Source organism: Cytophaga sp. FL35 (genome assembly GCF_014349235.1).
GTDB lineage: Bacteria > Bacteroidota > Bacteroidia > Flavobacteriales > Flavobacteriaceae > Euzebyella.
Genome location: NZ_JACSOH010000018.1, coordinates 72,956 through 97,467 on the forward strand (window position 1 = coordinate 72,956; position 24,512 = coordinate 97,467).

Sequence of the window (24,512 nt, forward strand, 5' to 3'; positions counted from 1 at the left end):
TAATTGCTTCCTATACCTAGAGGCTTTTTAATAATCCGCCATCAATAGGAATTTGTGTACCGGTAATATAAGCGGCATTGTCCGAAGCCAAGAAGGTGGCTAAGTAACCATATTCCTTTGGGTCGCCAATTCGTTTAACAGGAACCTTCTCTTCCATATCGGCTCTTACCTCGGATTGGTCAATTCCTAATTGCTCCGCTTTTTTCGCATTTAGCTGGGCGATTCTTTCGGTATCAAAATAACCGGTTAGAACACTGTTTACAGTGATATTGTAAGTGCCCACATCAGAAGCCAATGATTTGGCCCAGGTTACTACGGCAGCACGTATGGTATTCGATAGTGCTAGGTAGGAGAGAGGCTCTTTTACCGACACTGAAGCTACGTTGATAATCCGACCCCATTTGTTTTCTTTCATCTTTTGCAAAGCCAATTCGGTGGTAAAAACTACTGATTTAAACAGGAGGTCAAAGGCCTGTTGGAAGTCGTCGGTATTTTTTTCCAGTGTATTTCCCGCAGCGGGTCCTTGGGTGTTGTTTACTAATATGTCTACGGAGTTGTTCGCAAAATATTGGGAAATCGTCTTTTTATATCCTTCCAAATCGGAAAAATCAACTTTTAAAAATTGATGCGATTGTCCTTGGTTTGTGGGTAACCCGGAAACGATTTGGGCCAATTTATCTTCACTACGTGCCATTAGCGTCACACTGGCACCGCTTTCGGCCAATTGTTGTGCTATAGCTTTACCAATACCACCACTACTACCACCAACCAAAGCTTTTTTATTTATAAGGGATATCTTCATAATCTAATCTGGAATTTATTTGTATTCTTCACGTACGGGACTAAACACGTCCATTAGTTTGCAAGGCGTTATGGCTTTACCGCAATGAACGGCAAATGACGGAATAACAACGACATCGTTAGTTGTGTAAATTTTAGTAACGCCATCAACCGTAAATTCAAACTCACCCTCCAATACTTGCATCACTTGTTCATGCTTGTGTGAATGCTCTGGAACTTGAGCACCTTCTTCCACATTCCAATAGGCAATGGAGAGTTTTTCACCATGAATCATTTTGGCGTGGTAGCCAGGCATAATTTCTTTTACAGGTATGTGGTCGACGTTCAAATGCATAGCTAAGATTTATGCAACTAAGATACATGAATGGCCTACCAAAAACGAAAAACCCCAACGATATTATCGCCGGGGTTTTTCTATTTTTTAAAAATTATTCCCTTCTTTGAATTCCCTATAATTTAAATGTTGTGAACACGACCTTTCAATTTTCTTCGGTTGAAGTCCGAAACTCTTGTTTCGTCTTGTTTTCGTAATATAAAGTATATAACAAATGGAATGCCCAAGGCAATAATAATGAAGTTACTTTGAGTAAAAAGAATAAAGTAAAGCGTGGCAATAGTTACTATTATCCCGGCGAAAACACTGGTTAGAAAAGGTAGTTTTGATTTTTTTGCATAAAATTTATCAACGTGAATTATGTTTTCTTCACCACAGTTAGTGCATTTAAAGTTTTTCTGTTCTCCATCGCGCATTGCGAATTCAACACGGGTATTAGTATTTGTAGCGTAACTTATTTCCATTGGGCATTGATTGCATTTAGCATAGACTTTCATATTCAAATATTTAAACTATTAGTAACTTAATTCCACTGGACCACAACTAATTCGCAGCGACGGTTCCACTCATGGTCTTCTTCGGTACAACTGTTTTCTGTGTCGCAATGGACGATGGGTTGCGATTCTCCGTACCCTTTTGAGACGACTCTTGAACTGTCAATTCCATTTTTGACCAAGTACTCCTTTGCGGCATCGGCCCTTTTTTGTGATAGTTCACGGTTGTAATTGCTATTACCTCGTATGTCGGTGTGGGTGCCTATTTCTAGCACCATACCTGGGTGGTCTTTCATTATTTTCACCACCTTATCCAAACGGGACCTGGTTTCCCTTCTCAAATACCACATGCCATAGTCAAAATGGATTTCACCGGTTTGTAGAAGGGTACGCTCTTTATCTTTTACGATACCTTCTTCTTGAGCAATGATTTTTTCTATTTCTTTTCTTCTTTGCTGCTTGGCCTTTTCTTGAGCTATGGCCTGTTTTTCTTTTTGTTCGGCCTCTTTCTGAAGGCGCACTTTTTCTTTTCTAAGTTTTTCTTGCTCAGCCTTAAGCTCTAATTCTTTTAATCGTTTGGCCTCGGCAATTGCTTTTTTCTCTGCCTCCTCCTTTTCTTTTTGAAGGGCGATAGCCTCTTGCTTGGCAATCTCTTCTTCTGATAACAATGCGAGGGAAGCATCTTTTACCGCTTTTCGCTCTTTATCTGTTACGACGGTTTTAGAGGCTGTTTCGTACCCTGCTTTTGTCGCCGTAATTTTATAGATGGTTGCGCATTCTACCGAAAATTTAAAGGACCCATCCGATGAGGTTGAAATACTTTCAATTGAAGCTGTTACTGAGTTTACCAGTTCTACCTTGGCATTTGCTAATGGTTGGTTGGTGGTTTTGTCAGTAATAATGCCTGCAATGAATTGCATACAATCCTCTATAATCAAAGGTTTGGTTTCTTTAAAAGAATAGATATCATCACTTCCTTTGCCTGAGGGTCTGTTGGAAGAGAAATAACCGCTTTTTCCGTCGGGGTTTAGGGCCAATGAAAAGTCGTCATAGCCACTGTTTACCGGAAACCCTAAGTTGTTTGGTTTTTGCAATTCTCCATCCTTCATTTCCGATTTAAAAATATCTAAAAGTCCGTAACCGGGATGCCCATTGGAGGCGAAATAAAGGTTGCCCTCAGCATCTACATGTGGAAACTGCTCTTTTTTGTCAGTATTGATGTTAGCTCCCAAGTTGACGGGGTTGCCATAACCGTCTTTTTGAATGTCAACATAGTAAAGGTCAAAACCTCCTTGCCCACCTTCACGATCTGACGAGAAATAGAGTTTGGTTTCATCCGGACTTAATGCAGGATGCTCCGTTGAAAAGTCTTTTCCGTTAAAAGGAAGCTCTTCAATATTCTTCCATTCGTCCTCTACCCATTCCGCTTTGTAAAGCATTAGATGACTTATTTTTTCATCTGTCTTTTGTTTGCTGTTTCGAGTAAAATAAATGGTCTTTCTGTCCTTTGTTATGGCAAAAGTACCTTCGTGTAAATTGGTGTTTATCTTTTTAGAAAAGTTTTTACTTATGGTGTCACCTAAAGTTAATTGCCCTAAGGGATGACTGTAAAGATCTAAATAGCTTTGATTGTTCCATCGGTACAACTTAGACAGCATTTGATCACTTTTCTTAGAGGCCGCATAAATTATTAAGGAATCAACCACTGCTGCACCAAATTCTGATGATTCCGTATTCAAGGCAAGGATTTCGATTTCAAATCGGTCGCCAATTGCCGCTATGTTATCAAGATAGGTTCTTTGAGTCTTAACTAGCGCTGCCTTTTCAGGGTGCCCATCTTTGCTATAATGGGCAATTAATACATCGTCTGCTTGCTCGTCCTCACCAATTGCTTTTAAAGACTGGTTGAGCTTGAAGTAGTAAGACTCATCCAACTTATCACCATAGTGATTCGCTAAATATTGGTACCAGCGAGCTGCCGATTTCATCTGAAAAGTATGGTAATACGAATCTGCGAGGTTTTTAATCAGTTGCGAACTTTTGTTTTTTGGCAAGAGTTCTTCGTACAACGGAATGGCATCTGCATAATAGGCCCTGCTAAAATACAGGTCGGCTCGCTTGATATCTGCCTGGGCGCATACGCTTTTAAAAGAACCCAGAACCATTAGTAAGAACAATAACTTCTTCATATTAATAAAATCTGGGGGATTTGTCATAGCCTTTGCCAAGACCTAAAAGGTCAAGGTCAAAAAGCACGAATATTTCATGGGAACCAGAACTATAATCGCTCAAGTTCGATAAGGTATAATCATAGGCATAGCCAATTCTCAAAGACGGAAGCACGGCAATATTGAACATGGCACTTACCGAATCTTCCAAACGATAAGAGAGTCCACCTTCAATACGGTCATAAAAAAGGGCATTAAGCGAAAAGTCTATCGTTAGCGGAGCACCTTCAACTATTTTTGCCAATACCGAAGGTTTCAGTTTGATATCGCTATTGAGTTCATAAACGTAACCGGACATAGCGAATAAGTGTATTTTTTCAGAACCTATTCGGTTGATACCATCCCTGTTTTCCAAGTGTTTTGAAGTGAGTAAATTGGGAGCTGAGAGCCCGAAATAGAATTGCTGCCTGTTATAAAAAGCGCCCACACCAATATTAGGGTAGGTGTTGTTCAGATTTTCGTTGAACGCTTGGTCATCTTGAAATTCCGGCAGCATAAAACCATTGAAATTGGTCTCAAAAGTGGTGAACCCTCCTTTTAAGCCTAAAGAGAGGTTGCTCTTTTCAGTAAGTTTTAAGATATAGGCAAAATCAGCATAGATGTTGTTTTCCTTTAAGGCGCCATCGCCAATCTCATCCTTAACTAGGGAGAGACCCATTTCTATATTTGAACTTACAGGGGCATGTGCAAAGAAGGTCAAAGTCTCGGGTGCACCAACGGCATTCTTCCATTGCGAACGGTACAGGCCTCCAAAATTCAGACGGCCCAAGTCATTGGTCGTATAGGCCGGGTTGACCACGCTCATGTTATACATGTATTGCGTGTATTGCGGATCTTGCTGTGCAAACGCCCATGACTGTGCGAGAAGCAAGAGGCCAACTATCTTTATGATGTGTTTTTTAAACATGTAATCGGTTTTTTAGAAGGTTAGCGGTTGAGGTATAACCTTCCTTGAATTGGTTGGTGGCCATCTTTGTTGTAGTTAATAACGTAGAAATAGACACCGTTCGGAGCGGTTTTTCCTCCTTCAGAACCATCCCAAGCGGGGTTGGAGCGGTCTCCTTTAAAGAGTGAAGCGCCATATCTATTCAGAATTTCCAAGGTGAAATCAGGAAAAATAATTTCTATGTTGGGAACAAAAAATGTATCGTTTCTGCCATCGGCATTCGGTGAAAACCCATCAGGAATAAAAAACCCATAATCTTCGGGGTCGCAATTGGTAAGGTCTACCGTAACCGCCATTCTTTCGGGGTTCATGCAACCGGTATCAGGGTTGAAGCTTACGGCGTAATACGTGGTTTCCGATTGTAAAAGTGTTTGGTCCTCAAGCGGATTACCTTCTTCGGGTGTGTCATACCAAAGCACTTCATAAGGGTTGTCTCCTTCTATCGTACGCAGGTCGTAAATAGTTGGGTTATCTAAACCACAAAGTGCGATGGTACTAAAAGCTAGGGAAACTGGTTCCAATCCGTATACGGTAGGAATTATTTCTACCCTCTCTGTACTACTACAACCGTTCGATTCGGTATTAGCGGCAAAATAGCTGGTGCCATCGACCAAAAGGGTGCTATTGTCCAAGGGGTTGCCTCCGGTAGCATTGTCGTACCATGTTACCGTACCATTTGCAGAAACCGATGGGTTCAATTCTAAAACGGTTGCTTGTTCAGAAGTGCAGAAGGTAGGATTTGTATTTAAGGCGGATGGTCCCTCGGGATTGGATAGGGTGGTAATCACCCTTATTCTATTGGATCCCTCGCAATTATTGTTGGGGTCTGTATTCGAGATAAAATAATCTTCTCCATCTACTAATTCCGTATCCAATGGTAATATGTCCATATCGGACTCGGTAGCGTAGAAAAGGATTTCCCCGTTGGCAGTTACTTGAATATCAGCTAAAGAAGGTGGATTGCTAGCAAAATCACTAAGACAAAAATTTTGATTGAGTTCGGCTATAGGTAAGGCTGGTATTCCTTCAATAGCGAAATTTTCACTTTCTTCAAATTCAAAAGTCAATCTACAGGCGGTGGTATCATTTTGTGTACTTCTCACACTAATGGTGTAGTTTCCTTGTTCCAATGAGGCAACGTCCAAATCGTAAGATGCCGTACCACCCGTAAAATTGATAGTGTTTTCCAATACCACCTGACCTGAGCTTTGGCTAACAACATCATAGGTGATGTTATAACTCCCATCCGCAAGATTGGGTGCGTCAATTTGAACCTCGATTTGCGTTGCGTTACATGAATTATCAACTAGTAGGTCAAGAACTATATCAGCAGGAGGTGAAATTACCGTAAAACTTGTAGTGATATCGCAGCCGAGGGTAAACCCGCTTTGAACCGTAAAAGAAATATCATACGAACCTGCTTCCGGTAGTTGCAAAGCTGGAATCTCAAAGCTTCCATTTCCAGAATAGAAAGCAACATCAGAGATACTAAAATTCGACTCAATACCATCGGTATCGGTAATTGTATAATCGACATCGTAATTCCCATCGGCAAAATTTAAAGAAGCATCATAAATATTGGTAAGGGAGATAGGTACATCAGAACCCAAGCAGCTATCGGTAGCCATCGCCTTAGGGTCTGTAACAATAAAATCTACTGGAGGAACCTGAATATCAGGGCATACTTCGGCACCTAAAGATTCTATTGAAATGGTTACAATCTCGTTCATCGGTACCGTGCTTGCGTCAATATCAAAATAACCCGTACCATCATTTGCCAGTACTATTGATGTGGTTGCGCTAAAAGTACCACTAAGGGAGGATAATGAATAGTTGCCCCCGTATGTGCCATCAGGGATTAGAGTTGTATTGTATGAGTCTATTTGTACTCTATAATCCAATGGTCCTGCACAAAAATTTGTAGCCTCCATCGTTCCTTGCAAGGTGGGCAAAATGATAATATCTACAGATGTTTGACTGATGGTACAAACGGCATGAGAAGGATACACTGTATAGGTGAAGGTATAAGTTCCAGGTCCGTTGTTGTCCCTTATAGCTTGGACATCCACCGTATTGTCGGTAAGGTCGTCCAATTGATTGGTGGAAGGCCCTTCTGACCAAGTGCCGTTGATATCCTCATCCATTAATAGCGTATTGAGGTTAAAATTGGTCATACCCGATAAATCTTCTGAATTACAAACCGTAAGGGCTGAACCTACACCGGAATTGGCGGGTCGTTGTACCTCCAGAATCAAACTAACCTGTCTACTGGGGCATGTACCTACGGCAGTCACCGTATGGGTGAACTCATAAATTCCTACGCCGGCATCGGCGGCATTGAAAAAGTTTTGTGTAAGATGGTCTCCTGCCCCAGGTGTTACGGCAGCCCATGAACCATTAAAATCTTGAAACTTACCGTCAGTCTCGTCGCCAATAAAACTATGAAGGTTTACGGCAGGATTATCTCCACAAGCATCTGCTGTACCATCAATATTGTCTTCACCTGGGTAACCACCAAGGATAACCGTAATCACCGCGCTTTCCCCACAAACGTCATTAGTATAGGTAAATTCATGGAAGCCAGAGTTTTTAACGTCCCAGAGGTTTACGATACCGGTATTTCTGTCCAAGGCAAAGAAATTGGCGGGGTCGTTCGTGGACCAGGTTCCTCCAGGTGTAGGGGTGCCACCTAATTGTGCGAATAAATCAAAGGTTTTGTTGTTCTCATCAGAGTCTTTATTACAGACAGTGACGGAATTATCGTTCCCGGCGCACTGGGTATAACTTTTAGTGCTCCCGAATGCCAAAATCAAAAATAAAGTCCATTTAAAAAAAGACTTTTTTTGGAGGAAATATGTCATGGTAGGTTGTTTAAGGCCTGATTTCTCCTGCCTACTCAATGACAAAACTATTGGTATGCCCCATGAAGAAAGAAAAAATGTTGTCAACTAGCCATTTCGAAAGGTGAATCTTACAATATAAGTAGGCTGTACTGATGGAAATATGCATTTTGTCGATGAATTATAGCTTTTTGGAGGATTTTGAGAGTTTAAAGCGAAAATTTTGGAATGGCTCGTCTTCACAACTTCAATACCTATATTTGCGTAAACATTTTTTTAAATGCAGATTCATTTTATAGCCATTGGCGGAAGCGCCATGCACAATTTAGCCTTGGCACTTGAGCATAAAGGATATATAATAACAGGTAGCGACGATGTTATTTTTGAGCCTTCAAAAAGTAGGTTGCAAGAAAAGGGATTGCTACCGGAAGCGTTTGGCTGGTTTCCTGATAAAGTCCATCAGGGTCTTGATGCTGTTATTTTGGGTATGCATGCCAAACCTGATAATCCGGAGTTATTAAAGGCTCAAGAGTTGGGACTCACTATATACTCGTATCCAGAGTTTCTTTACGAGCAGAGTAAACATAAGACCAGGGTGGTTATTGGGGGTAGCCACGGGAAAACGACTATTACCTCAATGATTTTGCACGTGCTGAATTACCATGATATCGAGGTGGATTTTATGGTAGGGGCCCAATTGGAAGGTTTTGACCGTATGGTGCATTTAACCGAAGAAAATGATTTTATAGTTTTGGAGGGCGATGAGTATTTATCATCACCTATTGACAGAAGACCAAAATTTCATCTATATAAGCCTAATATTGCCCTTTTAAGCGGAATTGCTTGGGACCACATCAATGTTTTTCCCACTTTTGAAAATTATGTAGAGCAGTTTCAAATTTTTGTAGATGGAATTGTGAAAGGAGGTAGCATTACGTATAATGAAGAAGACGATGAAGTGAAAAAGGTTGTAGAGGCTTCTGAAAATCCAATTCGTAAATTACCTTACCGTACTCCTGAATTCTCCGTTGAAAATGGTGAAACGCTATTGGAAACTCCCGATGGGCTTATGCCTATTGAAGTATTTGGCAAGCATAATTTAAGCAATTTGGCCGGTGCAAAATGGATTTGTCAGAATATGGGAGTTGATGAAGAAGATTTCTATGAGGCCATAGCTACATTCAAAGGAGCTTCCAAGAGACTGGAAAAGATTGCCGAGGGTACTACCTCCATTGCTTATAAAGATTTTGCCCATTCACCCAGTAAGGTGGCCGCGACCACCAGGGCGGTAAAAGAGCAGTACCCCGATAGAAAATTAATAGCCTGTCTTGAATTGCACACTTACAGTAGTTTTAATCCTGAATTTTTAAAGGAATATAAAGGAGCTTTGGACTCGGCTGATGAAGCCATTGTCTTCTATTTGCCGGAATCCGTAGCCATAAAGAAACTAGACCCAGTATCTCCAGAACAGATTAGGGAAGCTTTTGGGAGAAGTGATTTGCAGATTTTTACGGATGCAAGTTCTTTCCATAATCGAATATTTTCTTCCGAATTTGACAATACTACTTTGCTATTGATGAGTTCGGGTAATTATGGCGGTTTAAGCCTTCAAGAGGTCAAGCAAAAAATAGAAGACTAAGCCCAACTGGCAAATTTCTAGTAACGGAGAATTGCATTTAGTCATTATCTTTATCCTATGCAGGAAGAAAAAAAGTCATTTTCCATTAAAAATTGGTCAGATGATGACAAGCCTAGGGAGAAGTTGGTACAAAAAGGGCGATCCGTCTTATCCGATGCGGAGCTTATAGCTATTTTAATCGGATCTGGTAGCAGAAGCGAAAGTGCCGTGGAGCTCTCCAAAAGAATTTTGGCTTCTGCGGATAATAATTTGAACGAGTTGGGAAAGCTCTCCATAAAGCAACTAATGTCGTTCAAAGGAATAGGGGAAGCTAAAGCCGTGACTATTGCAGCAGCCTTGGAAATTGGTAGAAGAAGAAGGGGTGAAGAGGCTATCATAGTCTCTAAAATTACTTGTAGCCGTGATGCCTATGAAATTTTGCAACCCCTTATTGGAGAATTGGAGCACGAAGAATTTTGGATTCTCTATTTGAACAATTCTAACAAAGTGTTGCACAAAGCGCAATTGAGCAAAGGAGGTTTGACAGGTACTTTGGTCGATGTTCGTATTGTTATGAAACAAGCCCTTGAGCTGGGAGCAGTGGGTTTGATATTGGCCCATAACCATCCCTCGGGCACTTTGAGGCCAAGTACACAAGACAAGAGCATTACTCAAAAATTGAAGCGGGCCGCAGATGCTTTGGATGTGAAAGTTTTAGATCATATCATCGTCACCCAGAGAGATTATTATAGTTTTGCTGATGAGACTATTCTGTAAAGAAGGTTCCTATTTAAAACAAGCCTCTTAAACTAATTATGTTATTAATCTACACCCATAAAATTACGCCTCGCCTTACCTATACCATGAGGCAGCTATTTACGCGTATTTTAGGTGTGGAAATTACTTTTACTACTAAAGTTGAGGATTTCATCAAGCATTCTGGAGCTAAAATTACTTACACCAAGCAAGCCCTTCAGAATGAATTTTTTGTTAGAAGTAATGACCTTTTGTTTGAACAGGGTATCAACGATTTTCAAATTACCGTAAGGGATTGGAATGGAGTGCCTTGTTTTTTTAGTGCTGGCGAACGTAGTAACATTCCCTTTGATATTTTCTCTGCCAGCTTTTATCTATTGAGTAGATACGAAGAGTATTTGCCCCATGTAAAAGATGTTCATGGTAGGTTTCCGCCCAAGGAGAGCTTAGCCCACATGAACAATTTCTTAAGGCAGCCAGTAGTGGATATTTGGGCATACCGCTTAAGGGAAATGCTCTTGGAGAAATTTCCCGATTTGGAATATACATCTCGCGAATATAAGTACACCAGCTTAATTGATGTAACAACTTCCCATAGTTACGCCTACAGGGGGCTGGTACGGAGTGTAGCAGGATTGTTCTATGATTTAGGAACTTTAAAGTTAAGAAGGGTTGTCGATCGTGTAAAGGTCTGGTTCGACCCCCAAAGTGATCCTTATGACAATTTTGAATACTTGGTAGATCTTCATAAAAAATTGCAGCTGAAGAGTATTTTTTTCTTTCAGTTTGCCGCATATTCAACCTATGACAAAAATGTTTCGCCCAACCACAACAAATTTAGATATCTGATCAAATCTATTTCTGATTATAGTACAGTGGCCTTGGCCGCTTCCTATAGTTCTTTTACCAATGTAGAGTTGCTAAAGAAGGAACGGAAAGATTTGGCAGGTGTGATCAATAGATCTGTAGATGCTTCTAGAATGCGATATAACAGAATACAACTTCCACAAAGCTACCGAGATCTAATAGAAGCTGAATTTACGGATGACTATACCATGGGGTATACCCACGAACTAGGTTTTAGGGCGGGAACCTGTAGTACCTTTTACTTCTACGATATTAATTTGGAAATACAGCAACCCATAAGGGTGCATCCTTTTGCCGTTCATGATTATGCCCTCAACAATTTTAAAAACAAGGAGGCCATGCTTGAAGGGGTAAACGGTATTTATCAGCAAATACAAAATGTAGAGGGTGAGTTTTTGTCCATTTTTTCAAATGAATTGTTGGGTGGCAAGGTGAACAGGGTTGATTGGAAGGATTTTTACGCACAATTTATTAAGAGATTCCATGTTTAGAGATACCGTAACCGATATTTTTTTCGATTTGGACCACACCCTGTGGGATTTTGAAAAAAACTCCGCACTTACATTTGAAAAGATTTTGGAGGAAAATGAAATTTCGGTTCCACTGCATCATTTTTTGGAAGTTTATATTCCCGCCAACTTGGCTTTTTGGAAATTATATCGCGAGGAAAAAATCACCAAAGAGGAATTAAGATACCAAAGGTTAAAAACAGTTTTTGACGAGTTAAAATATCCACTTCCCGATGATATCATACTTAAAATGGCTTCGGATTATATAGATAACCTTTCTACCTACAATCATTTGTTTCCTAATACGGTAGAGATTTTGGATTATCTTAGACCTAATTATAAATTGCACATAATTACGAACGGTTTTCAGGAAGTACAGAATAAGAAGCTTAAAAACGCGGCCATATCGCACTACTTTGAGCAAGTTATTAATTCTGAAATGGCAGGGGTAAAAAAGCCCAATCCCTATATTTTTAAGTTGGCTTTGGAAAAAGCGGGTACCCAATCTCAAAAGTCTTTGATGATCGGGGACAGTCTAGAGGCAGATATTCAAGGGGCATTGGCAGTAGGTTACAAGGCTTTGCACTTTAATGCCCACAAGGAAGCAAAGCATCATCACTGTGAAATGATTGATGAACTTATTGAAATAAAATCTTTTTTATAGAGTTATATAGGTGTGACCCCTAGGGCCTTTAATCCCTCTTAGGTGATACCATGAAAATACTCTATAAGTACATTCTTGCTTTTATCGTTGTAATATTCTCTGCCACCTCTTGTGTTGAGGAGCAGGATTTTGACCAATATGATGAAATTTCGGTGACTCCTACCTATGAGGCAAGTATGCTGTATGTAGAAGCCCCGGAAGAAATGGTGAATCAGGCTCCAAGCAATCAAGTATTCGTACAAAACTTCAATTTTGACGCTTTTAGTTATAAAACCTTTGCAGAAAGGGTTTTGGACGGTTCCATTACTTACATCATTGAAAATACTACCAGTAAGCCATTGGAGATTATTGTAGAGTTTTTAGATGATCAAGGCAATGTTCTGGGGCCTTTAGAGCGTTTTGATGTAGACCCTGCTCCCACGGCTGTATTGCAAAGGGAAGTTGCCTATGGAGATGCAGGACGTCCTATAGATATAATTACCAATACTTCTAGTATTCGTGTGAGTACAACCAATTTAGGTGATACTACAAGCGTCTCAAATGAAGATGATCCCAAAATCATTGTAAAATCAAGCGCTAAATTTAGAGTACGCCTTAAATGAACCTACGAAATAGCATATTCATAATTCTACTTTTGATAGGTTGTTTGGTTCAGGCACAGAACAAACAGCTTTTGTATGATTTTACTGAAATTCCGCAGGCGGCGATGGTCAACCCTGGTGTGGAAACAGATTTTCAATGGTACGCGGGCATTCCGGCTTTATCCGGAATATCTTTTCAGGCCGGTTCCAGTGGAATCTCTGTGGACGATATATTTGCCAATGACGGCTTGGATATCAATGACAAAATAAGGAACAGGGCCATTTATGGGATGGATGTAAGGGATGAGCTTAGCGGCACTTTTCAAATTGAATTCTTAAACATTGGATTTAGGGGTAAAAATCCGGATCTCTTTTATAATGGTGGAATGTATTTAGAAGGGGATGCCATTGGCTATTGGTTTCGTGATTATGCCATTTTGGCTTACGAAGGTAATGCGGATAGGCTTGATGAGTCCTTTGATTTGGGCCACCTTAAGACAAGAGGGGAGTTGGTCAATGTTTTTCATTTTGGTGTAAACAAGCAAATGGGTAACGGACTCACCATTGGAGGCAGGGCCAAGATTTATTCCAGTATTTTTGATTTTAACTCAACAAGAAACAGCGGTAGTTTTATCACTAGCGAAGGTCAAAACAATATTTATGTAAGTACACTGCAGGCGAATATGAGGTTAAGGACATCTGGCTTGAATTCCTTAAAGGATTCCTTTGACGAAGAAAACACTTCAGCAACGATACTTAAAAGAGCTCTTTTTGGAGGAAATTTAGGGGTTGGGTTTGATGCCGGCTTCACCTATCATTTGAACGAACAATTAACCGTTACCGGAAGTCTTTTGGACATAGGCTTTATTTATCATTCCAATGATATAAAAACCTATAGTTTACAAGGGAAAACTACTTTGGAAGGAGTGGAAGTAATTCTCCCGGATGCCTTTGATGATCCTAATACTGATTTCTGGGAAGATTTGGTAGATGAGGTGGAAGAATTTGTTCCTTTTGAGGATGATGCCAGGAGTTATGTAGCTTTTAGGCCAACTAAATTATATGCTTCTATACGATATAATTTTGGAGAGCCTGTTGAAAGTAGAGCAAATTGCGACTGCGGACCGTATAGTTCAAATGGAGCAGGAAATAGGGCTAAATATGTGAATGGTGTGGGAGCACAACTTTATGCTATTAGCAGACCTAGAGGTCCTCAAGCGGCCTTAACAGCTTTCTATCAAAGAAGATTTGGAAATTTTATGGCTCTAAAGACGGCCTATACCGTAGATAAATTTTCTTTTACCAATATTGGGTTGGGGGTAAACTTTCAGGCCGGACCTGTTAACTTCTATGCCATGGCAGATAATTTACTTTCCTATAGAAATATAGCTGCGAGTAATTATGCTTCTTTTCAGTTAGGATTAAATATTATATCTTGGGGGCAATAGGGAAGGAGTATCTTCTTAATTAGGTGCTAAATTAAAATTTGGCATGCTTTTTTCATCTTCCTTTGTAAAATCGATTAAAGAAAAAGATTGTGAAGCATTTTTTCCTAGCCTGTATTCTATTGGCTTTATTTCCAGTGTTGACAAGAGCTCAAGTAAATGACTATAAATATGTAGTTGTTCCTAAAAAGTTTGATGGTTTTAAAAAGGAAAACCAATATCAAACCAGTACTTTGGTAAAGTACCTTTTTACAGAAGAAGGGTTTGAAACAGCGTATGCAGATGATTTGCCTTTGGAGCTAAGTGCTAATCGTTGCAAGGCGCTCTTCGTCAAGTTGCTGGACAATTCCAACATGTTCACCACCAAAACAAGTCTGGTGTTGGAAGATTGTCAAGGAAGGGAAGTATTTATGACTCAAGAAGGAAAAAGTAAGGAAAAGGAATATAAAGAATCTTTTGGGGAGGCAATAAGAGAAGCATTTGTTTCAGTTAAGGGACTTAATTATAAATATTCAGGTAAGGAGTTGAATTCTGATCCAGTAACGGTTAGTTATCGCAATGATGTTAAAAACGTGGAAGAAAAATCTAAACCTAAAAATCTGAATCCTATGGTAGAGCAGAAGGCTACCATGGAGGAACAAAGCTATAAGGACCGCACACCTAAACCGTCAACTCTGAAAAAGATCAACCAGGCCGTGGTCGATCAGTCAGCTACCCAGTCCGTTCAAAGCTATGAGAGTAAAACTCCGAAAACCACGGACGTTAAGAGTGAGGTTTCATCTGTTGCGGAGCCTATTTCCGGCATCCTTTATGCCCAAAAACTAGAAAATGGCTATCAATTGGTGGATAGCACCCCAAAAATAAGGATGAAAATATTCGAGACATCTATGCCTAATTATTACTTAGCTGATGCCAATGGTCAATCTGGAGTAGTCTTTGAAAAGGATGGTAACTGGTTCTTTGAATATCAAAAAGAAGGAAAAACGGTAACCCAAGAATTGGAAATTAAGTTTTAGGATTGTATTTGTCCTTCCAACGATTGGATATAAATTCTTTAATACCTTTTTCTCTAGAATTGTTTCCAGGTTCGTAAAAATTGGTGCCAATAATTTCTTCGGGAAGAAATTCCATACTCACAAAATTGTTTTGGTAGTCGTGGGCATATTTATACTCATCTCCATAACCTAGGTCTTTCATTAATTTGGTAGGAGCATTTCTTAGAGGTAAGGGAACACTTAAATCCCCAGTTTCACGCACTTTTTGTTGTGCTTTGTTAATGGCCATATAACTTGCATTGCTTTTAGGCGATGTGGCCAAATAAATGGCACATTGGCTCAATATGATTCGTGCTTCGGGATAGCCAATAGTAGTTACGGCCTGAAATGCATTGTTGGCTATCACCAATGCAGTAGGGTTGGCCAACCCAATATCCTCGGAAGCAGATATAAGCAATCGTCTAGCTATAAATTTTACATCCTCCCCACCTTCAATCATTCTTGCCAGCCAATATACGGCGCCATTGGGGTCACTTCCCCTAATCGATTTGATAAAGGCCGAAATAATGTCATAGTGTTGTTCCCCTGTTTTGTCATAGAGTACGGTATTTTTTTGAACTCTGGCAAGCACTAACTCATTGGTAATTTCAACTGTATCTCCATCAACGGAATTAATGACCAATTCAAAAATGTTCAACAGCTTGCGCCCATCACCTCCAGAAAGTTTTAATAAAGCTTCGGTTTCCTTAAGGTCAACTTTTTTCTTGCTTAAAATGGAATCTTCCTTTAAAGCCCGCTTTAAAAGATTTTCTAAATCTTCTTTTCCAAAGGCATTTAGAATATACACTTGACATCTTGATAACAGTGCAGGGATTACTTCAAAACTGGGGTTTTCTGTAGTAGCGCCTATGAGGGTGACCCATCCTTTTTCCACGGCGGCCAAGAGGGAATCTTGCTGCGATTTACTGAACCTGTGGATCTCGTCAATGAAAAGAATAGGATTTTTTGCAGTAAAAAGACCACCGCTTTTCTTTGCTTTTTCAATGACCTCTCTAACATCCTTCACACCGCTATTGATTGCACTTAGAATATAGAAGGGCCTATCACTTTCATTTGCTATGATATTGGCCAAAGTGGTTTTTCCTGTACCTGGGGGACCCCAAAGTATTAGAGAAGGAATGATGCCTCTTTTTATCTGCTGTGTCAAGGAGCCGTTTTCGCCAACCAAATGGCTTTGGCTTATATAGTCTTCTAGTGATTTTGGCCGTATTCGTTCTGCTAGTGGTTCATTCATTTGACAAAATTAGGCAACTCTTGAAGTATTTCAAACGATAAATGAATCGGTGTTAAGTTCGAATTGCGATTGGAGAAGTGACAAAGTTTCAGCTAAAAATAATTGGCCAACTTATTGATAATTTTGATATATGTCTGAAAATCATTATTTCAAATTTACCAATGCTGTGGTAATTGCACCAATTTTTGCGGTATTGGCTATATGGACGGTTTTCTATTTAGAGATTAAGTTCCAGACCAATTGGAATGAATTTGGTATTTATCCAAAAACTGCTTTAGGCTTGCGAGGTATTCTTTTGAGTCCGTTTATTCATGGCTCGGTAGAACATTTATATAATAATACCATACCCTTGGCGGTTTTATCAGCCTCTCTTTTCTACTTCTATAGAAAGATTGCTTGGAAGGTATTGATCTTTGGAGCTATTGGTGCCGGACTATTTACATGGGGAATTGGAAGGTCCTCGTATCATATTGGAGCAAGTGGCATTATTTATCTTTTAGCGAGTTTCATTTTTTTTAAAGGGATATTTACCAAGCACTATCGGCTAGTGGCCTTGTCACTGATGGTTGTTTTTATTTACGGAAGTATGCTTTGGTACATTTTCCCAATTGAAGAAGGAATTTCTTGGGAAGGGCATTTGGGTGGATTTGTTTTGGGGTTGGTATTGGCATATTCCTTGAAAGCACCGACACCCCCCGTTAAGAAATATCGTTGGGAAGAGGAAAACTTTGATGCTCAAGAGGATCCTTTTCTAAAACATTTTGATGAGGAGGGTAACTTTATTGGCGAAGAGGAATTATTAAAGCGGGAAAATGAGGTGACCATCCAGTATCACTATAAAGAAGGGAGAGATGATACACCAAACGTATAGTGCTATGTCATATTTGTTGCCGCTGCCTCACAGCTTCATATAAAAAGATGGCACAGGCTACAGATACATTTAAACTTCCTATTTCACCCAATAGAGGTATACTGGCCAAATCATCAACTGCTTTTAAGGTAGAAGGGGAGATGCCCCGGTCTTCTGAACCCATAACGATAGCAGTAGGTCCCGTATAATCGATTTGATAAAGGTCTGACTCTGTTTTTTCGGTCGCTGCCACTACTTTGACCCCACTTCCTTGAAGATAGTACACCGCATCTTTAATGTGGTCCACTTTAACTATTGGTACCTTAAAGGCCGCACCCGCAGAGGTTTTAATGGTATCTGCGGTTACCGGTGCGGCACCCTTTTTTTGGATGATAATCCCATGAACCCCAGAACATTCAGCTGTTCTAATAATCGCCCCAAAATTTCGAACGTCTGAAAGTTGATCCAACAATAAAAATAACGGTTGTTTTTCCGTTTCGATGACATCTTCAACCAAGGTTTCCAATTCATGAAATGGAATGGGGGAGATATTCGCAACTACACCTTGATGGTTGTTCTTGGTAATATGGTTTAGTTTTTCAAGGGGCACATAGTTGGCTTTGATGCCGTTTTTCCTCAGTAGGGTCTCAAGATCTTTGGCAAGACTTCCCTTAAGTCCTTTTTGAATAAATACTTTATCGATTGGTTCGTTGGCATTGATGGCTTCCATTACCGCTCTGATACCATAGATTTGAGATGTTTTTTGCATGGGGCAAATATAAACTAAAAAACCACCCTATAAGAGGGTGGTTTTTTTGAAAGTTTGAAATCTGGACCTTATTAAGGTAGGTCAGCAATTTTAGCCGTGCTCTTATATCCTGAATACTCCCAAATCTCACCAGGAATATCTGAAAACTCAGCCTTAAAAGAGATGCTATCAACTACATCCCCACTCGGTGTAGTTGCACCATCTTTAACAATGACTCCTTCAGAAATAGTAACGGTTACTCCGTAATAAAGCTCATCCAAATCTGCGCCACTGAAAGTTAATGCTTCATAATTTAAAGGCACTTTTGCCTTTAAACCCCAGCTATGCTCCAAATCATCGATCCACATGGCGTTTGTGTCATTGGCGCCTGTATTGTAAATAACAATGGTATTGGTACCTGCAGCATCACCATTATAAACCATGTCTACAACCCAAGTGCCTCTAATATCATCAATAGCGATTTCACTGGCATCTGGCTCTGATTCAACCTCTTCACAAGAGACGAAAGAAACCAACAAGGCGAAGCTTAATAATAAGTAACTGAATCTTTTTAAAAATATCGTGTTATTCATCTTTCCAAAATTTTAGTTATAGTAGATATCAGTTTGCGTAAATACTGTCTCAAAAGTATACCCGAAGCTCCATTCAACTGTAAGAGTAAGAGTCTTCGCCACTGGGTCCACCGTTAAACTGGTAAAGGTGTTGGTGCCTCCAAATGTATTTGTGGTCACTGGGCCTTCACTGGTAAAATCGTTTGCAGCAATGTTATTAGCTTTCAGAACTAAACCGGGTGTGGCATATGCCACACCAATTGCCCTTCCGTATTCATACCAACCACCATGTGCATCAGATATCGCATATCTGTCATCGCCAAGGTCTTTGATGATAAAAGGGCCATTATCTGAGTAACCATCTGGAGTACTTCCGTTTCTTGCTACAGTACCAGTATACATTCCAGCAATACTGGTAACAAGATCCCCATTACATTCTGGCCATAGTACAGATCTAAAATCTGTGGCAGGAATACCATCTTCATTAAAAGCGCTATATGCAACCGAGTAACTGTCTGGGCCATCTACTGATGTTCCGCCAAAATACTTACCACTTACCGCAGTATTTAATTCTATCTCAGAACCAGCCACTGAAGCCACAGCTCCAGGGTCTGAGTAAGAAGTTGCATCGCAATCAAGAACCACATCCTCACCTTCCAAGGTAATTAAAGGCAGGTATGTGATTTCAGAAGTGTCATCAGCACCCGGTGCATCCACACTTGGGTCGCAGCTCGTTAACATCAATCCTACGATTGAAAACGTACATAACTTAAATATATATTTTTTCATTTCTTTAAATTTTTAATTATCCCAAAATACGGCGTCAGTAATGCTTCTTTGAGCTGGAGCATTAGGGTTCAAACTTCTCTCAGATTCTGGGTATAACCATACCGAAGGAAAAGTTCCACTAGGCAAAACAGAAAGTGGCGGAGTTTGAAAAATCCCGTCAGTAAATAATCTGCTTGCAGGTCTATCAAATCTACGGGTTTCAATCCAACCTTCATCTTCTTGTGTACCATTCAATGAAATCCATTTTTGAACTGCGATCAAATCGATTTGTTCATCCATGGTGCCTGCACTTCCAAAATCTAAGGAGGCAATGTAAGTAGCGGCATCTGCAACTCCCATGTAGTCGAAGTTTAATTCGATTGCAGTTGTAAACGCAGTTTCTGCATCGTCACTTGTGCCATATCGTGCATCGGCTTCAGCTCTTAAAAACCAAACTTCCCAAGGGCTCATCAAAATAACAGGGTTTGTGTCTCCGTAAGAGTATTCAGAAGCCAAGCTATAGTCGGTATCAGGGGCTGTGAAGGGTTCGTCATCAATTGTTCCTTGATCGATACCATTGAGCCCGCCTTCAGATGTTCCAGTGCTTGCTACTGTGTAAAGTACGTTAGCTCTTGGGTCGTTTAATGACTCAAGTACATTTAGGGTAGCATTACTGGCAAAATAGAACATGCCTACACCAAATTCAGCTCTCGCAAACATTGGGTTTTGATCGCCAGTAACACCACTAAAAGGAATAAAGGGCATATCATCAATGGTTTCGATAAACGTACCATTATTAACAAGCGATTGAATGGCAGCGCCCTGAGGACTTGTCTCAGAGGTTCTCATTAGAACACGCAATTTCAATGAATTAGCAAATTTTATCCATTTTGCTATATCTCCTTGATAAATGAAATCATCCTCGCCAACGGTTCCTGCCTCGGCCAAAGCTAAATCACTTAATGCATCGTCCAACATGGTAACAATACCAGGGTATATAACTGTCTCAGCTGAATCATAATTCGGTGTTAATATGGAACCATCTTCAATAGCTCCTGAAACGGCTTCCGTAAAAGGAACGTCACCAAAATGATCAACCAACCCTTGAAACAAATAGGCTTTCAAAACATTTGCAATACCTCTGTAAGCTGTTGAAGTGCTGTTCTTGGTAACATAATTCAAATCAGCTAGAGAGTTAGAGTATGCCCGTTGCCAGTAACCGTTAAAGTCACCTGCAACAGAAACGAAACGTTCTTCGTTACCTATTGAAACTCCAATACCCCAAGTGTAGTACTGGCTCCAAAGGAAAGATTCGCTGTAATTTAAGTCGGTTTCGACAATGTATCCCATAAAGGCGATAGCTGAACTTAAAATCTGTTCATCTCCGGCAGAAGGGAAAGTGTTCGGGTCTACATTAACTTCTTCTAGACTATCATTACATGAGTAGCTTAGGGTTAATAGTAGAACAAGAAATATGCTTAATTTGTTCTTCATCATACTATTTTTTTAATTAAAACGACAATTGTAAGTTAACTCCTAAACTCCTAGAAGACGGAGTTTGCGTTGTTTCAATACCTTGGGCATTTCCAGTCAAGCTAGGGCCATTAATTTCAGGATCTGCGTATTTATTTTCGCTAGGCAACCAATATTTAAGGTTTTTACCAAATACTGAAATTCTTGCATTGGTAATAAAAGTGTCCTTCAAGAACTCTTTAGCGAAAGTGTAGCTAAACTCCATTTCTCTTAACTTTAAAAAACTAGCATCGATCAACTGAGTTGAAACAGGTGGGTCATAATCTGTAAAATACCCTTGTTCAGTTATCTGTACGGTATTTTCGGAAAAAGTACCATCACCATTGTCGGCTACAGAATTAGGGAAAATAAAAGGTTCTCTATTATAGACAGATGTATTAACGTTGGTACCGTTAAAATTGGTGTTGTATTTTGTTTGAGAAGCAAACAAACCACCTTCTTTCTTGTCGAAAAGAACTCTAAAGCCAAATCCTTTGTAATTGACATTTGCACCAAAGTTAAGTAGATAATCAGGTTGATTGTTACCTAAAATAACGTCTTCATCAGTGTAAACTGGGTAACCGGTGTTAGGGTCAACTATTACTTGACCGTCTGGTGTATATTTAAAGTCATTACCTTTAAAAGTACCATAAGGCAGACCTTCTTTTGCTACCATATTTACAGTTGTTCCAGCTGCAAATCCAAAGGTACCTATGGTCAACTCATCGATGTCATCCGTTATCGTAACAACTTCGTTGTCGTTGGTTGAAAAAGTACCAAAAAGTTCGAAGTTTAAGCCGTCAACCAATCCGTTTATTGGTTTTAGGGTAAGGGATAATTCATGACCTTTGTTTTCCATCCTACCAATGTTACTTACCGTTTGGGTGTAACCAGTTGATCGTGGAAGACTAATGGTTACAAGTTGGTCATCATGAATTGAATGATAGTAAGTATACTCTACATTGACACGGTTTTTGAAAAAACCAAAATCGGCACCCACTTCATAGGTAGTGGTCAATTCAGGTTTTAAATCTGGATTTCCAATGCGGTCTCCTATGGTAAATCCTGGAACACCGTTTTTTGGTAAATTTAGGGCAAAATCGCCTAAACCAACTATCTCAGGGTTACCTACGAAATACGAATTAAGTAAATAAAGATCTGCATCCTTACCAGAGGTACCATAACTAGCCCTTAATTTGGCGTAATTCATAACATTGTTTTCAATATTGAATAGGTCCGTTAGAACAACTGAAGTACCAACAGCGCCATATAAGAAGGAGTTGTTAGCCTTAGGTAATGTGGAAGACCAGTCATTTCTTGCAGAAACTTCTAAGAAAGCGGCATCCTTGTAACCAAGGGAGGCGTTACCTAAAACCCCAAAAATTCTGTATTTAGTTCTACGCATGTCAGATCGAGGCTGTTGGCTACTGTTGGCTAGATTGTAGGTGCCAGGAACAACCAAACCACCTACAGAGCTACCGGTCAACCTTTCGGTACTTCTTTGGAAAAAGTTATATCCACCAGACGCAGTCAGCTTAAGGTCATCTGTAAATGAAGTATCGTAATTGAGCATTACGGTAGCATCTAGGTTTTCTACCTTTAGATTGGTATTAATGTACTCACCTAAGGAACTATGTTTAGAATTACGTGTAGCAATTTGTAAGTCATCGGTCCAAACCAATTGCTGCGCAGGTGTAAATGTTGGCGTCCAAACATCTGTTTGGGTGTTTACAACGTTACCACCAAAACGTCCTGATAAGGAAAGGTTGTCTAAAAAATTATAGGTCAATGATGCATTGGCCAAGAAGTTGTCTATATCACCTTCGTTACCGTATTCATTAAGAATGTAATATGGGTTAACAGAAGAATAGGATCCCCAGTAACCATCTATATCATGGTATGGACTCTGATAATCCCTTAATTCGGAAAAAGGTATGTTAACAGGTGATTGAATCGCCATTGCATAGGCGTTGTTCCCTTCAAATGCACGCGATCCTTCTTGTGCAGTATTCTGCTTTACATTGGCATAACTGAATTTAAAATCAGATTTAAGTCTATCGCTTAATTCAGCCGATGCTTTTAAAGTAATGTTGTTTCTATTATAAGAAGTATTTTCCAAAATACCGGTCTGATCAGTATTACCGTAGGAAACATAATAATTGAAACCATCGTTAGATCCAGATACATTAAGGTTGTGGGTAACAGTATATCCTGTATTGAAAAAGTCCTTTAATTGGTCTCTAACCGCACTATAAGGTCTAGTTAAAGATTCTAAAGCACCATCACCATCAGCATCAATAGGACTTGTCCATGGTCTAACAACTCCGTCAAAAGCAGGACCCCAAGACCAGTTTTCACCAGAATCTAAGTGAAGGTTGTCATATCCTTGGCCGAATTTGCTCTGACGTTGCAATAGAATAATAGCGGACTCCATAGAGGAAGAACCATTATAATTTACTTGCATCTTTTTGCCTTTACCGGATTTTGTGGTAATTAAAACGACACCAGATGCACCACGAGACCCATAAAGTGAAGTGGCTGATGGCCCTTTAAGGATGGTCACAGAAGCAATATCATCTGGATTCACATCATTAAATCTGTTACCAAAATCGGAATATCCTGTAGTGGAAGCACCTGCACCTCCGGAAGTAGCGGTATTGTCAATAGCTACACCATCAATAACAATTAATGCGTTGTTATTCCCGGTCAAGGATCCGGAACCTCTTAATACAATCTTTGTAGATGATCCAACAGAACCTGATGCGGTGGACAGGTTTACACCAGCTGCTTTACCTCTTAAAGCCTCTAATGCGTTTTTGTTGGGAACCGATAGAAGGTCCTCTGATTTTACGGTTTGGTTGGCGTAAACAGTTGCCTTTGCATTTCTGTCTCCAGCTCCAAATGCTGTAACTACAACCTCCTCCAAAGCTTCTGCATCCTCGGCCATTTGGAGGTTAATGGTGTTTGATGCTCCTACTGCTCTTGTCTCAGTTTTGTATCCTAGGTAGGAGAAGGATAGAGTTTGACCTTGACTAGCGTTAATGGCATAGTTTCCATCAAAATCGGTTTGGGTACCTGAGGTGGTACCCTGCACCACAATGTTAACCCCTGGTAACGGTAGTCCGTCCGCATCGGAGACCGTACCAGTAATGGTTTTGTCTTGTGCAAAAGAGATTTGCACTAATAACGCTAGGAATAGCGTCAACAATCCTTTGTGTTTTGCTCTCATTTTATAATTATTTGAATTAGCTGATGGCAAAAATCATAATTTAACGTTAATAATGCAATTATTTTTAACTAAAACTTATGCATGCATAGTAAAAATTATGTTATATAATGGTGATATATGGTGGCTTTTTATGATAATTCCACAGATTTTGTCGGTTGTGTTATGGAAATACGTTATTTAGCCCATCCTTAATAGAAATCGTGGGTTTAATGTGTTAAAAAATTCTTGATTTTTCAATAATTAGGTTTATTGTTTGTTTTGGTAAAATTAGTAAGAAACGTACTACGTAAAGTGATTAAATATCAGATTTTATGTGGTGAAATTTTAGAAATCTAGTTTTTTTCTTGTCAATTTGGGCTTTGCTTCTGTAGTTTTTTAGTTGAATGGTTTTGTAGTTGCTCTTTTGATTGTTGATACTTTCGCGTTTTTTTTTTTTTTTTTTTTTTTTGTTTTTTTTTTTT

Annotated in this window: 20 protein-coding genes; 8 read left to right on the top strand and 12 right to left on the bottom strand. The window is 39.7% G+C overall.

Annotated features, from left to right (window positions below; translation table 11 throughout):
• Positions 1-16 precede the first annotated feature (16 nt).
• The 6 genes from BIZ36_RS14660 to BIZ36_RS14685 all read right to left on the bottom strand — a co-directional run bounded on the left by BIZ36_RS14660 (position 17) and on the right by BIZ36_RS14685 (position 7,664).
• The gene (locus BIZ36_RS14660) at positions 17-802 is read right to left on the bottom strand and encodes an SDR family oxidoreductase (RefSeq protein WP_187458640.1); all 786 of its coding nucleotides are present in this window, start codon (positions 800-802) and stop codon (positions 17-19) included.
• Positions 803-817: 15 nt separating this feature from the next.
• The gene (locus BIZ36_RS14665; RefSeq protein ID WP_187458641.1) at positions 818-1,135 is read right to left on the bottom strand and encodes a cupin domain-containing protein; all 318 of its coding nucleotides are present in this window, start codon (positions 1,133-1,135) and stop codon (positions 818-820) included.
• A 122-nt stretch (positions 1,136-1,257) separates the two neighbouring features.
• On the bottom strand, positions 1,258-1,632 hold the full coding sequence (locus BIZ36_RS14670; protein ID WP_187458642.1) for a hypothetical protein: 375 nt from the start codon (positions 1,630-1,632) through the stop codon (positions 1,258-1,260).
• A 26-nt stretch (positions 1,633-1,658) separates the two neighbouring features.
• Positions 1,659-3,818 carry an OmpA family protein gene (locus tag BIZ36_RS14675; protein ID WP_187458643.1) on the bottom strand — a complete coding sequence of 720 codons (2,160 nt, stop codon included), beginning with the start codon at positions 3,816-3,818 and terminating at the stop codon, positions 1,659-1,661.
• A 1-nt stretch (position 3,819) separates the two neighbouring features.
• Positions 3,820-4,764 (bottom strand): PorP/SprF family type IX secretion system membrane protein, encoded by a 945-nt coding sequence (locus tag BIZ36_RS14680; protein WP_187458644.1) that lies wholly within the window; start codon positions 4,762-4,764, stop codon positions 3,820-3,822.
• A 20-nt stretch (positions 4,765-4,784) separates the two neighbouring features.
• Entirely contained in the window at positions 4,785-7,664 is a 2,880-nt protein-coding gene (locus BIZ36_RS14685) for a T9SS type B sorting domain-containing protein (RefSeq protein ID WP_187458645.1), read from the bottom strand.
• Positions 7,665-7,923: 259 nt separating this feature from the next.
• Here BIZ36_RS14685 and BIZ36_RS14690 point away from each other — a divergent pair, with 259 nt between their 5' ends.
• The 7 genes from BIZ36_RS14690 to BIZ36_RS14720 all read left to right on the top strand — a co-directional run bounded on the left by BIZ36_RS14690 (position 7,924) and on the right by BIZ36_RS14720 (position 15,099).
• Positions 7,924-9,282: a UDP-N-acetylmuramate--L-alanine ligase gene (locus BIZ36_RS14690; protein ID WP_187458646.1), complete on the top strand. Its 1,359-nt coding sequence runs from the start codon at positions 7,924-7,926 to the stop codon at positions 9,280-9,282.
• 57 nt (positions 9,283-9,339) lie between these two features.
• Positions 9,340-10,038 (top strand): RadC family protein, encoded by a 699-nt coding sequence (gene radC, locus BIZ36_RS14695; RefSeq protein ID WP_187458647.1) that lies wholly within the window; start codon positions 9,340-9,342, stop codon positions 10,036-10,038.
• A 38-nt stretch (positions 10,039-10,076) separates the two neighbouring features.
• Positions 10,077-11,375 carry a polysaccharide deacetylase family protein gene (locus tag BIZ36_RS14700; RefSeq protein WP_187458648.1) on the top strand — a complete coding sequence of 433 codons (1,299 nt, stop codon included), beginning with the start codon at positions 10,077-10,079 and terminating at the stop codon, positions 11,373-11,375.
• Positions 11,368-12,057, top strand: a complete 690-nt coding sequence (locus tag BIZ36_RS14705; protein ID WP_187458649.1) for a YjjG family noncanonical pyrimidine nucleotidase — start codon at positions 11,368-11,370, stop codon at positions 12,055-12,057. The genes BIZ36_RS14700 and BIZ36_RS14705 overlap by 8 nt, the downstream gene beginning before the upstream one ends.
• Positions 12,058-12,107: 50 nt before the next feature.
• Positions 12,108-12,659 (top strand): hypothetical protein, encoded by a 552-nt coding sequence (locus BIZ36_RS14710; RefSeq protein ID WP_187458650.1) that lies wholly within the window; start codon positions 12,108-12,110, stop codon positions 12,657-12,659.
• Positions 12,656-14,086: a DUF5723 family protein gene (locus BIZ36_RS14715; protein ID WP_187458651.1), complete on the top strand. Its 1,431-nt coding sequence runs from the start codon at positions 12,656-12,658 to the stop codon at positions 14,084-14,086. Before BIZ36_RS14710 ends, BIZ36_RS14715 begins: the two co-directional genes overlap by 4 nt.
• An 89-nt stretch (positions 14,087-14,175) precedes the next feature.
• Entirely contained in the window at positions 14,176-15,099 is a 924-nt protein-coding gene (locus tag BIZ36_RS14720; RefSeq protein WP_187458652.1) for a hypothetical protein, read from the top strand.
• Here BIZ36_RS14720 and BIZ36_RS14725 read toward each other — a convergent pair.
• The gene (locus BIZ36_RS14725) at positions 15,089-16,372 is read right to left on the bottom strand and encodes a replication-associated recombination protein A (RefSeq protein WP_187458653.1); all 1,284 of its coding nucleotides are present in this window, start codon (positions 16,370-16,372) and stop codon (positions 15,089-15,091) included. The genes BIZ36_RS14720 and BIZ36_RS14725 overlap by 11 nt on opposite strands.
• Before the next feature lie 130 nt (positions 16,373-16,502).
• On the opposite strand from BIZ36_RS14725, the gene BIZ36_RS14730 reads away from it, so the two are divergent.
• On the top strand, positions 16,503-17,243 hold the full coding sequence (locus tag BIZ36_RS14730) for a rhomboid family intramembrane serine protease (protein WP_187458654.1): 741 nt from the start codon (positions 16,503-16,505) through the stop codon (positions 17,241-17,243).
• 7 nt (positions 17,244-17,250) lie between these two features.
• On the opposite strand, the gene rlmB is transcribed toward BIZ36_RS14730, so the two are convergent.
• The 5 genes from rlmB to BIZ36_RS14755 form a co-directional block, all read right to left on the bottom strand.
• Positions 17,251-17,991 carry a 23S rRNA (guanosine(2251)-2'-O)-methyltransferase RlmB gene (rlmB, locus tag BIZ36_RS14735; RefSeq protein ID WP_187458655.1) on the bottom strand — a complete coding sequence of 247 codons (741 nt, stop codon included), beginning with the start codon at positions 17,989-17,991 and terminating at the stop codon, positions 17,251-17,253.
• A 71-nt stretch (positions 17,992-18,062) separates the two neighbouring features.
• Positions 18,063-18,563, bottom strand: coding sequence for a lipid-binding protein (locus tag BIZ36_RS14740; protein WP_187458656.1), 501 nt, complete (start codon positions 18,561-18,563; stop codon positions 18,063-18,065).
• Positions 18,564-18,575: 12 nt separating this feature from the next.
• Positions 18,576-19,331 carry a BT_2262 family domain-containing protein gene (locus tag BIZ36_RS14745; RefSeq protein WP_187458657.1) on the bottom strand — a complete coding sequence of 252 codons (756 nt, stop codon included), beginning with the start codon at positions 19,329-19,331 and terminating at the stop codon, positions 18,576-18,578.
• A 12-nt stretch (positions 19,332-19,343) separates the two neighbouring features.
• The gene (locus tag BIZ36_RS14750) at positions 19,344-20,807 is read right to left on the bottom strand and encodes a SusD/RagB family nutrient-binding outer membrane lipoprotein (protein WP_187458658.1); all 1,464 of its coding nucleotides are present in this window, start codon (positions 20,805-20,807) and stop codon (positions 19,344-19,346) included.
• Between the two features lie 13 nt (positions 20,808-20,820).
• Positions 20,821-24,051, bottom strand: coding sequence for a SusC/RagA family TonB-linked outer membrane protein (locus BIZ36_RS14755; protein ID WP_187458659.1), 3,231 nt, complete (start codon positions 24,049-24,051; stop codon positions 20,821-20,823).
• Between the last annotated feature and the right edge of the window lie 461 nt (positions 24,052-24,512).

Coding starts and splice junctions, on each gene's coding strand:
- BIZ36_RS14660 (WP_187458640.1), bottom strand. CDS start 802: ATGAAGATATCCCTTATAAATAAAAAAGCTTTGGTTGGTGGTAGTAGT.
- BIZ36_RS14665 (WP_187458641.1), bottom strand. CDS start 1,135: ATGCATTTGAACGTCGACCACATACCTGTAAAAGAAATTATGCCTGGC.
- BIZ36_RS14670 (WP_187458642.1), bottom strand. CDS start 1,632: ATGAAAGTCTATGCTAAATGCAATCAATGCCCAATGGAAATAAGTTAC.
- BIZ36_RS14675 (WP_187458643.1), bottom strand. CDS start 3,818: ATGAAGAAGTTATTGTTCTTACTAATGGTTCTGGGTTCTTTTAAAAGC.
- BIZ36_RS14680 (WP_187458644.1), bottom strand. CDS start 4,764: ATGTTTAAAAAACACATCATAAAGATAGTTGGCCTCTTGCTTCTCGCA.
- BIZ36_RS14685 (WP_187458645.1), bottom strand. CDS start 7,664: ATGACATATTTCCTCCAAAAAAAGTCTTTTTTTAAATGGACTTTATTT.
- BIZ36_RS14690 (WP_187458646.1), top strand. CDS start 7,924: ATGCAGATTCATTTTATAGCCATTGGCGGAAGCGCCATGCACAATTTA.
- radC (WP_187458647.1), top strand. CDS start 9,340: ATGCAGGAAGAAAAAAAGTCATTTTCCATTAAAAATTGGTCAGATGAT.
- BIZ36_RS14700 (WP_187458648.1), top strand. CDS start 10,077: ATGTTATTAATCTACACCCATAAAATTACGCCTCGCCTTACCTATACC.
- BIZ36_RS14705 (WP_187458649.1), top strand. CDS start 11,368: ATGTTTAGAGATACCGTAACCGATATTTTTTTCGATTTGGACCACACC.
- BIZ36_RS14710 (WP_187458650.1), top strand. CDS start 12,108: ATGAAAATACTCTATAAGTACATTCTTGCTTTTATCGTTGTAATATTC.
- BIZ36_RS14715 (WP_187458651.1), top strand. CDS start 12,656: ATGAACCTACGAAATAGCATATTCATAATTCTACTTTTGATAGGTTGT.
- BIZ36_RS14725 (WP_187458653.1), bottom strand. CDS start 16,372: ATGAATGAACCACTAGCAGAACGAATACGGCCAAAATCACTAGAAGAC.
- BIZ36_RS14730 (WP_187458654.1), top strand. CDS start 16,503: ATGTCTGAAAATCATTATTTCAAATTTACCAATGCTGTGGTAATTGCA.
- rlmB (WP_187458655.1), bottom strand. CDS start 17,991: ATGCAAAAAACATCTCAAATCTATGGTATCAGAGCGGTAATGGAAGCC.
- BIZ36_RS14740 (WP_187458656.1), bottom strand. CDS start 18,563: ATGAATAACACGATATTTTTAAAAAGATTCAGTTACTTATTATTAAGC.
- BIZ36_RS14745 (WP_187458657.1), bottom strand. CDS start 19,331: ATGAAAAAATATATATTTAAGTTATGTACGTTTTCAATCGTAGGATTG.
- BIZ36_RS14750 (WP_187458658.1), bottom strand. CDS start 20,807: ATGATGAAGAACAAATTAAGCATATTTCTTGTTCTACTATTAACCCTA.
- BIZ36_RS14755 (WP_187458659.1), bottom strand. CDS start 24,051: ATGAGAGCAAAACACAAAGGATTGTTGACGCTATTCCTAGCGTTATTA.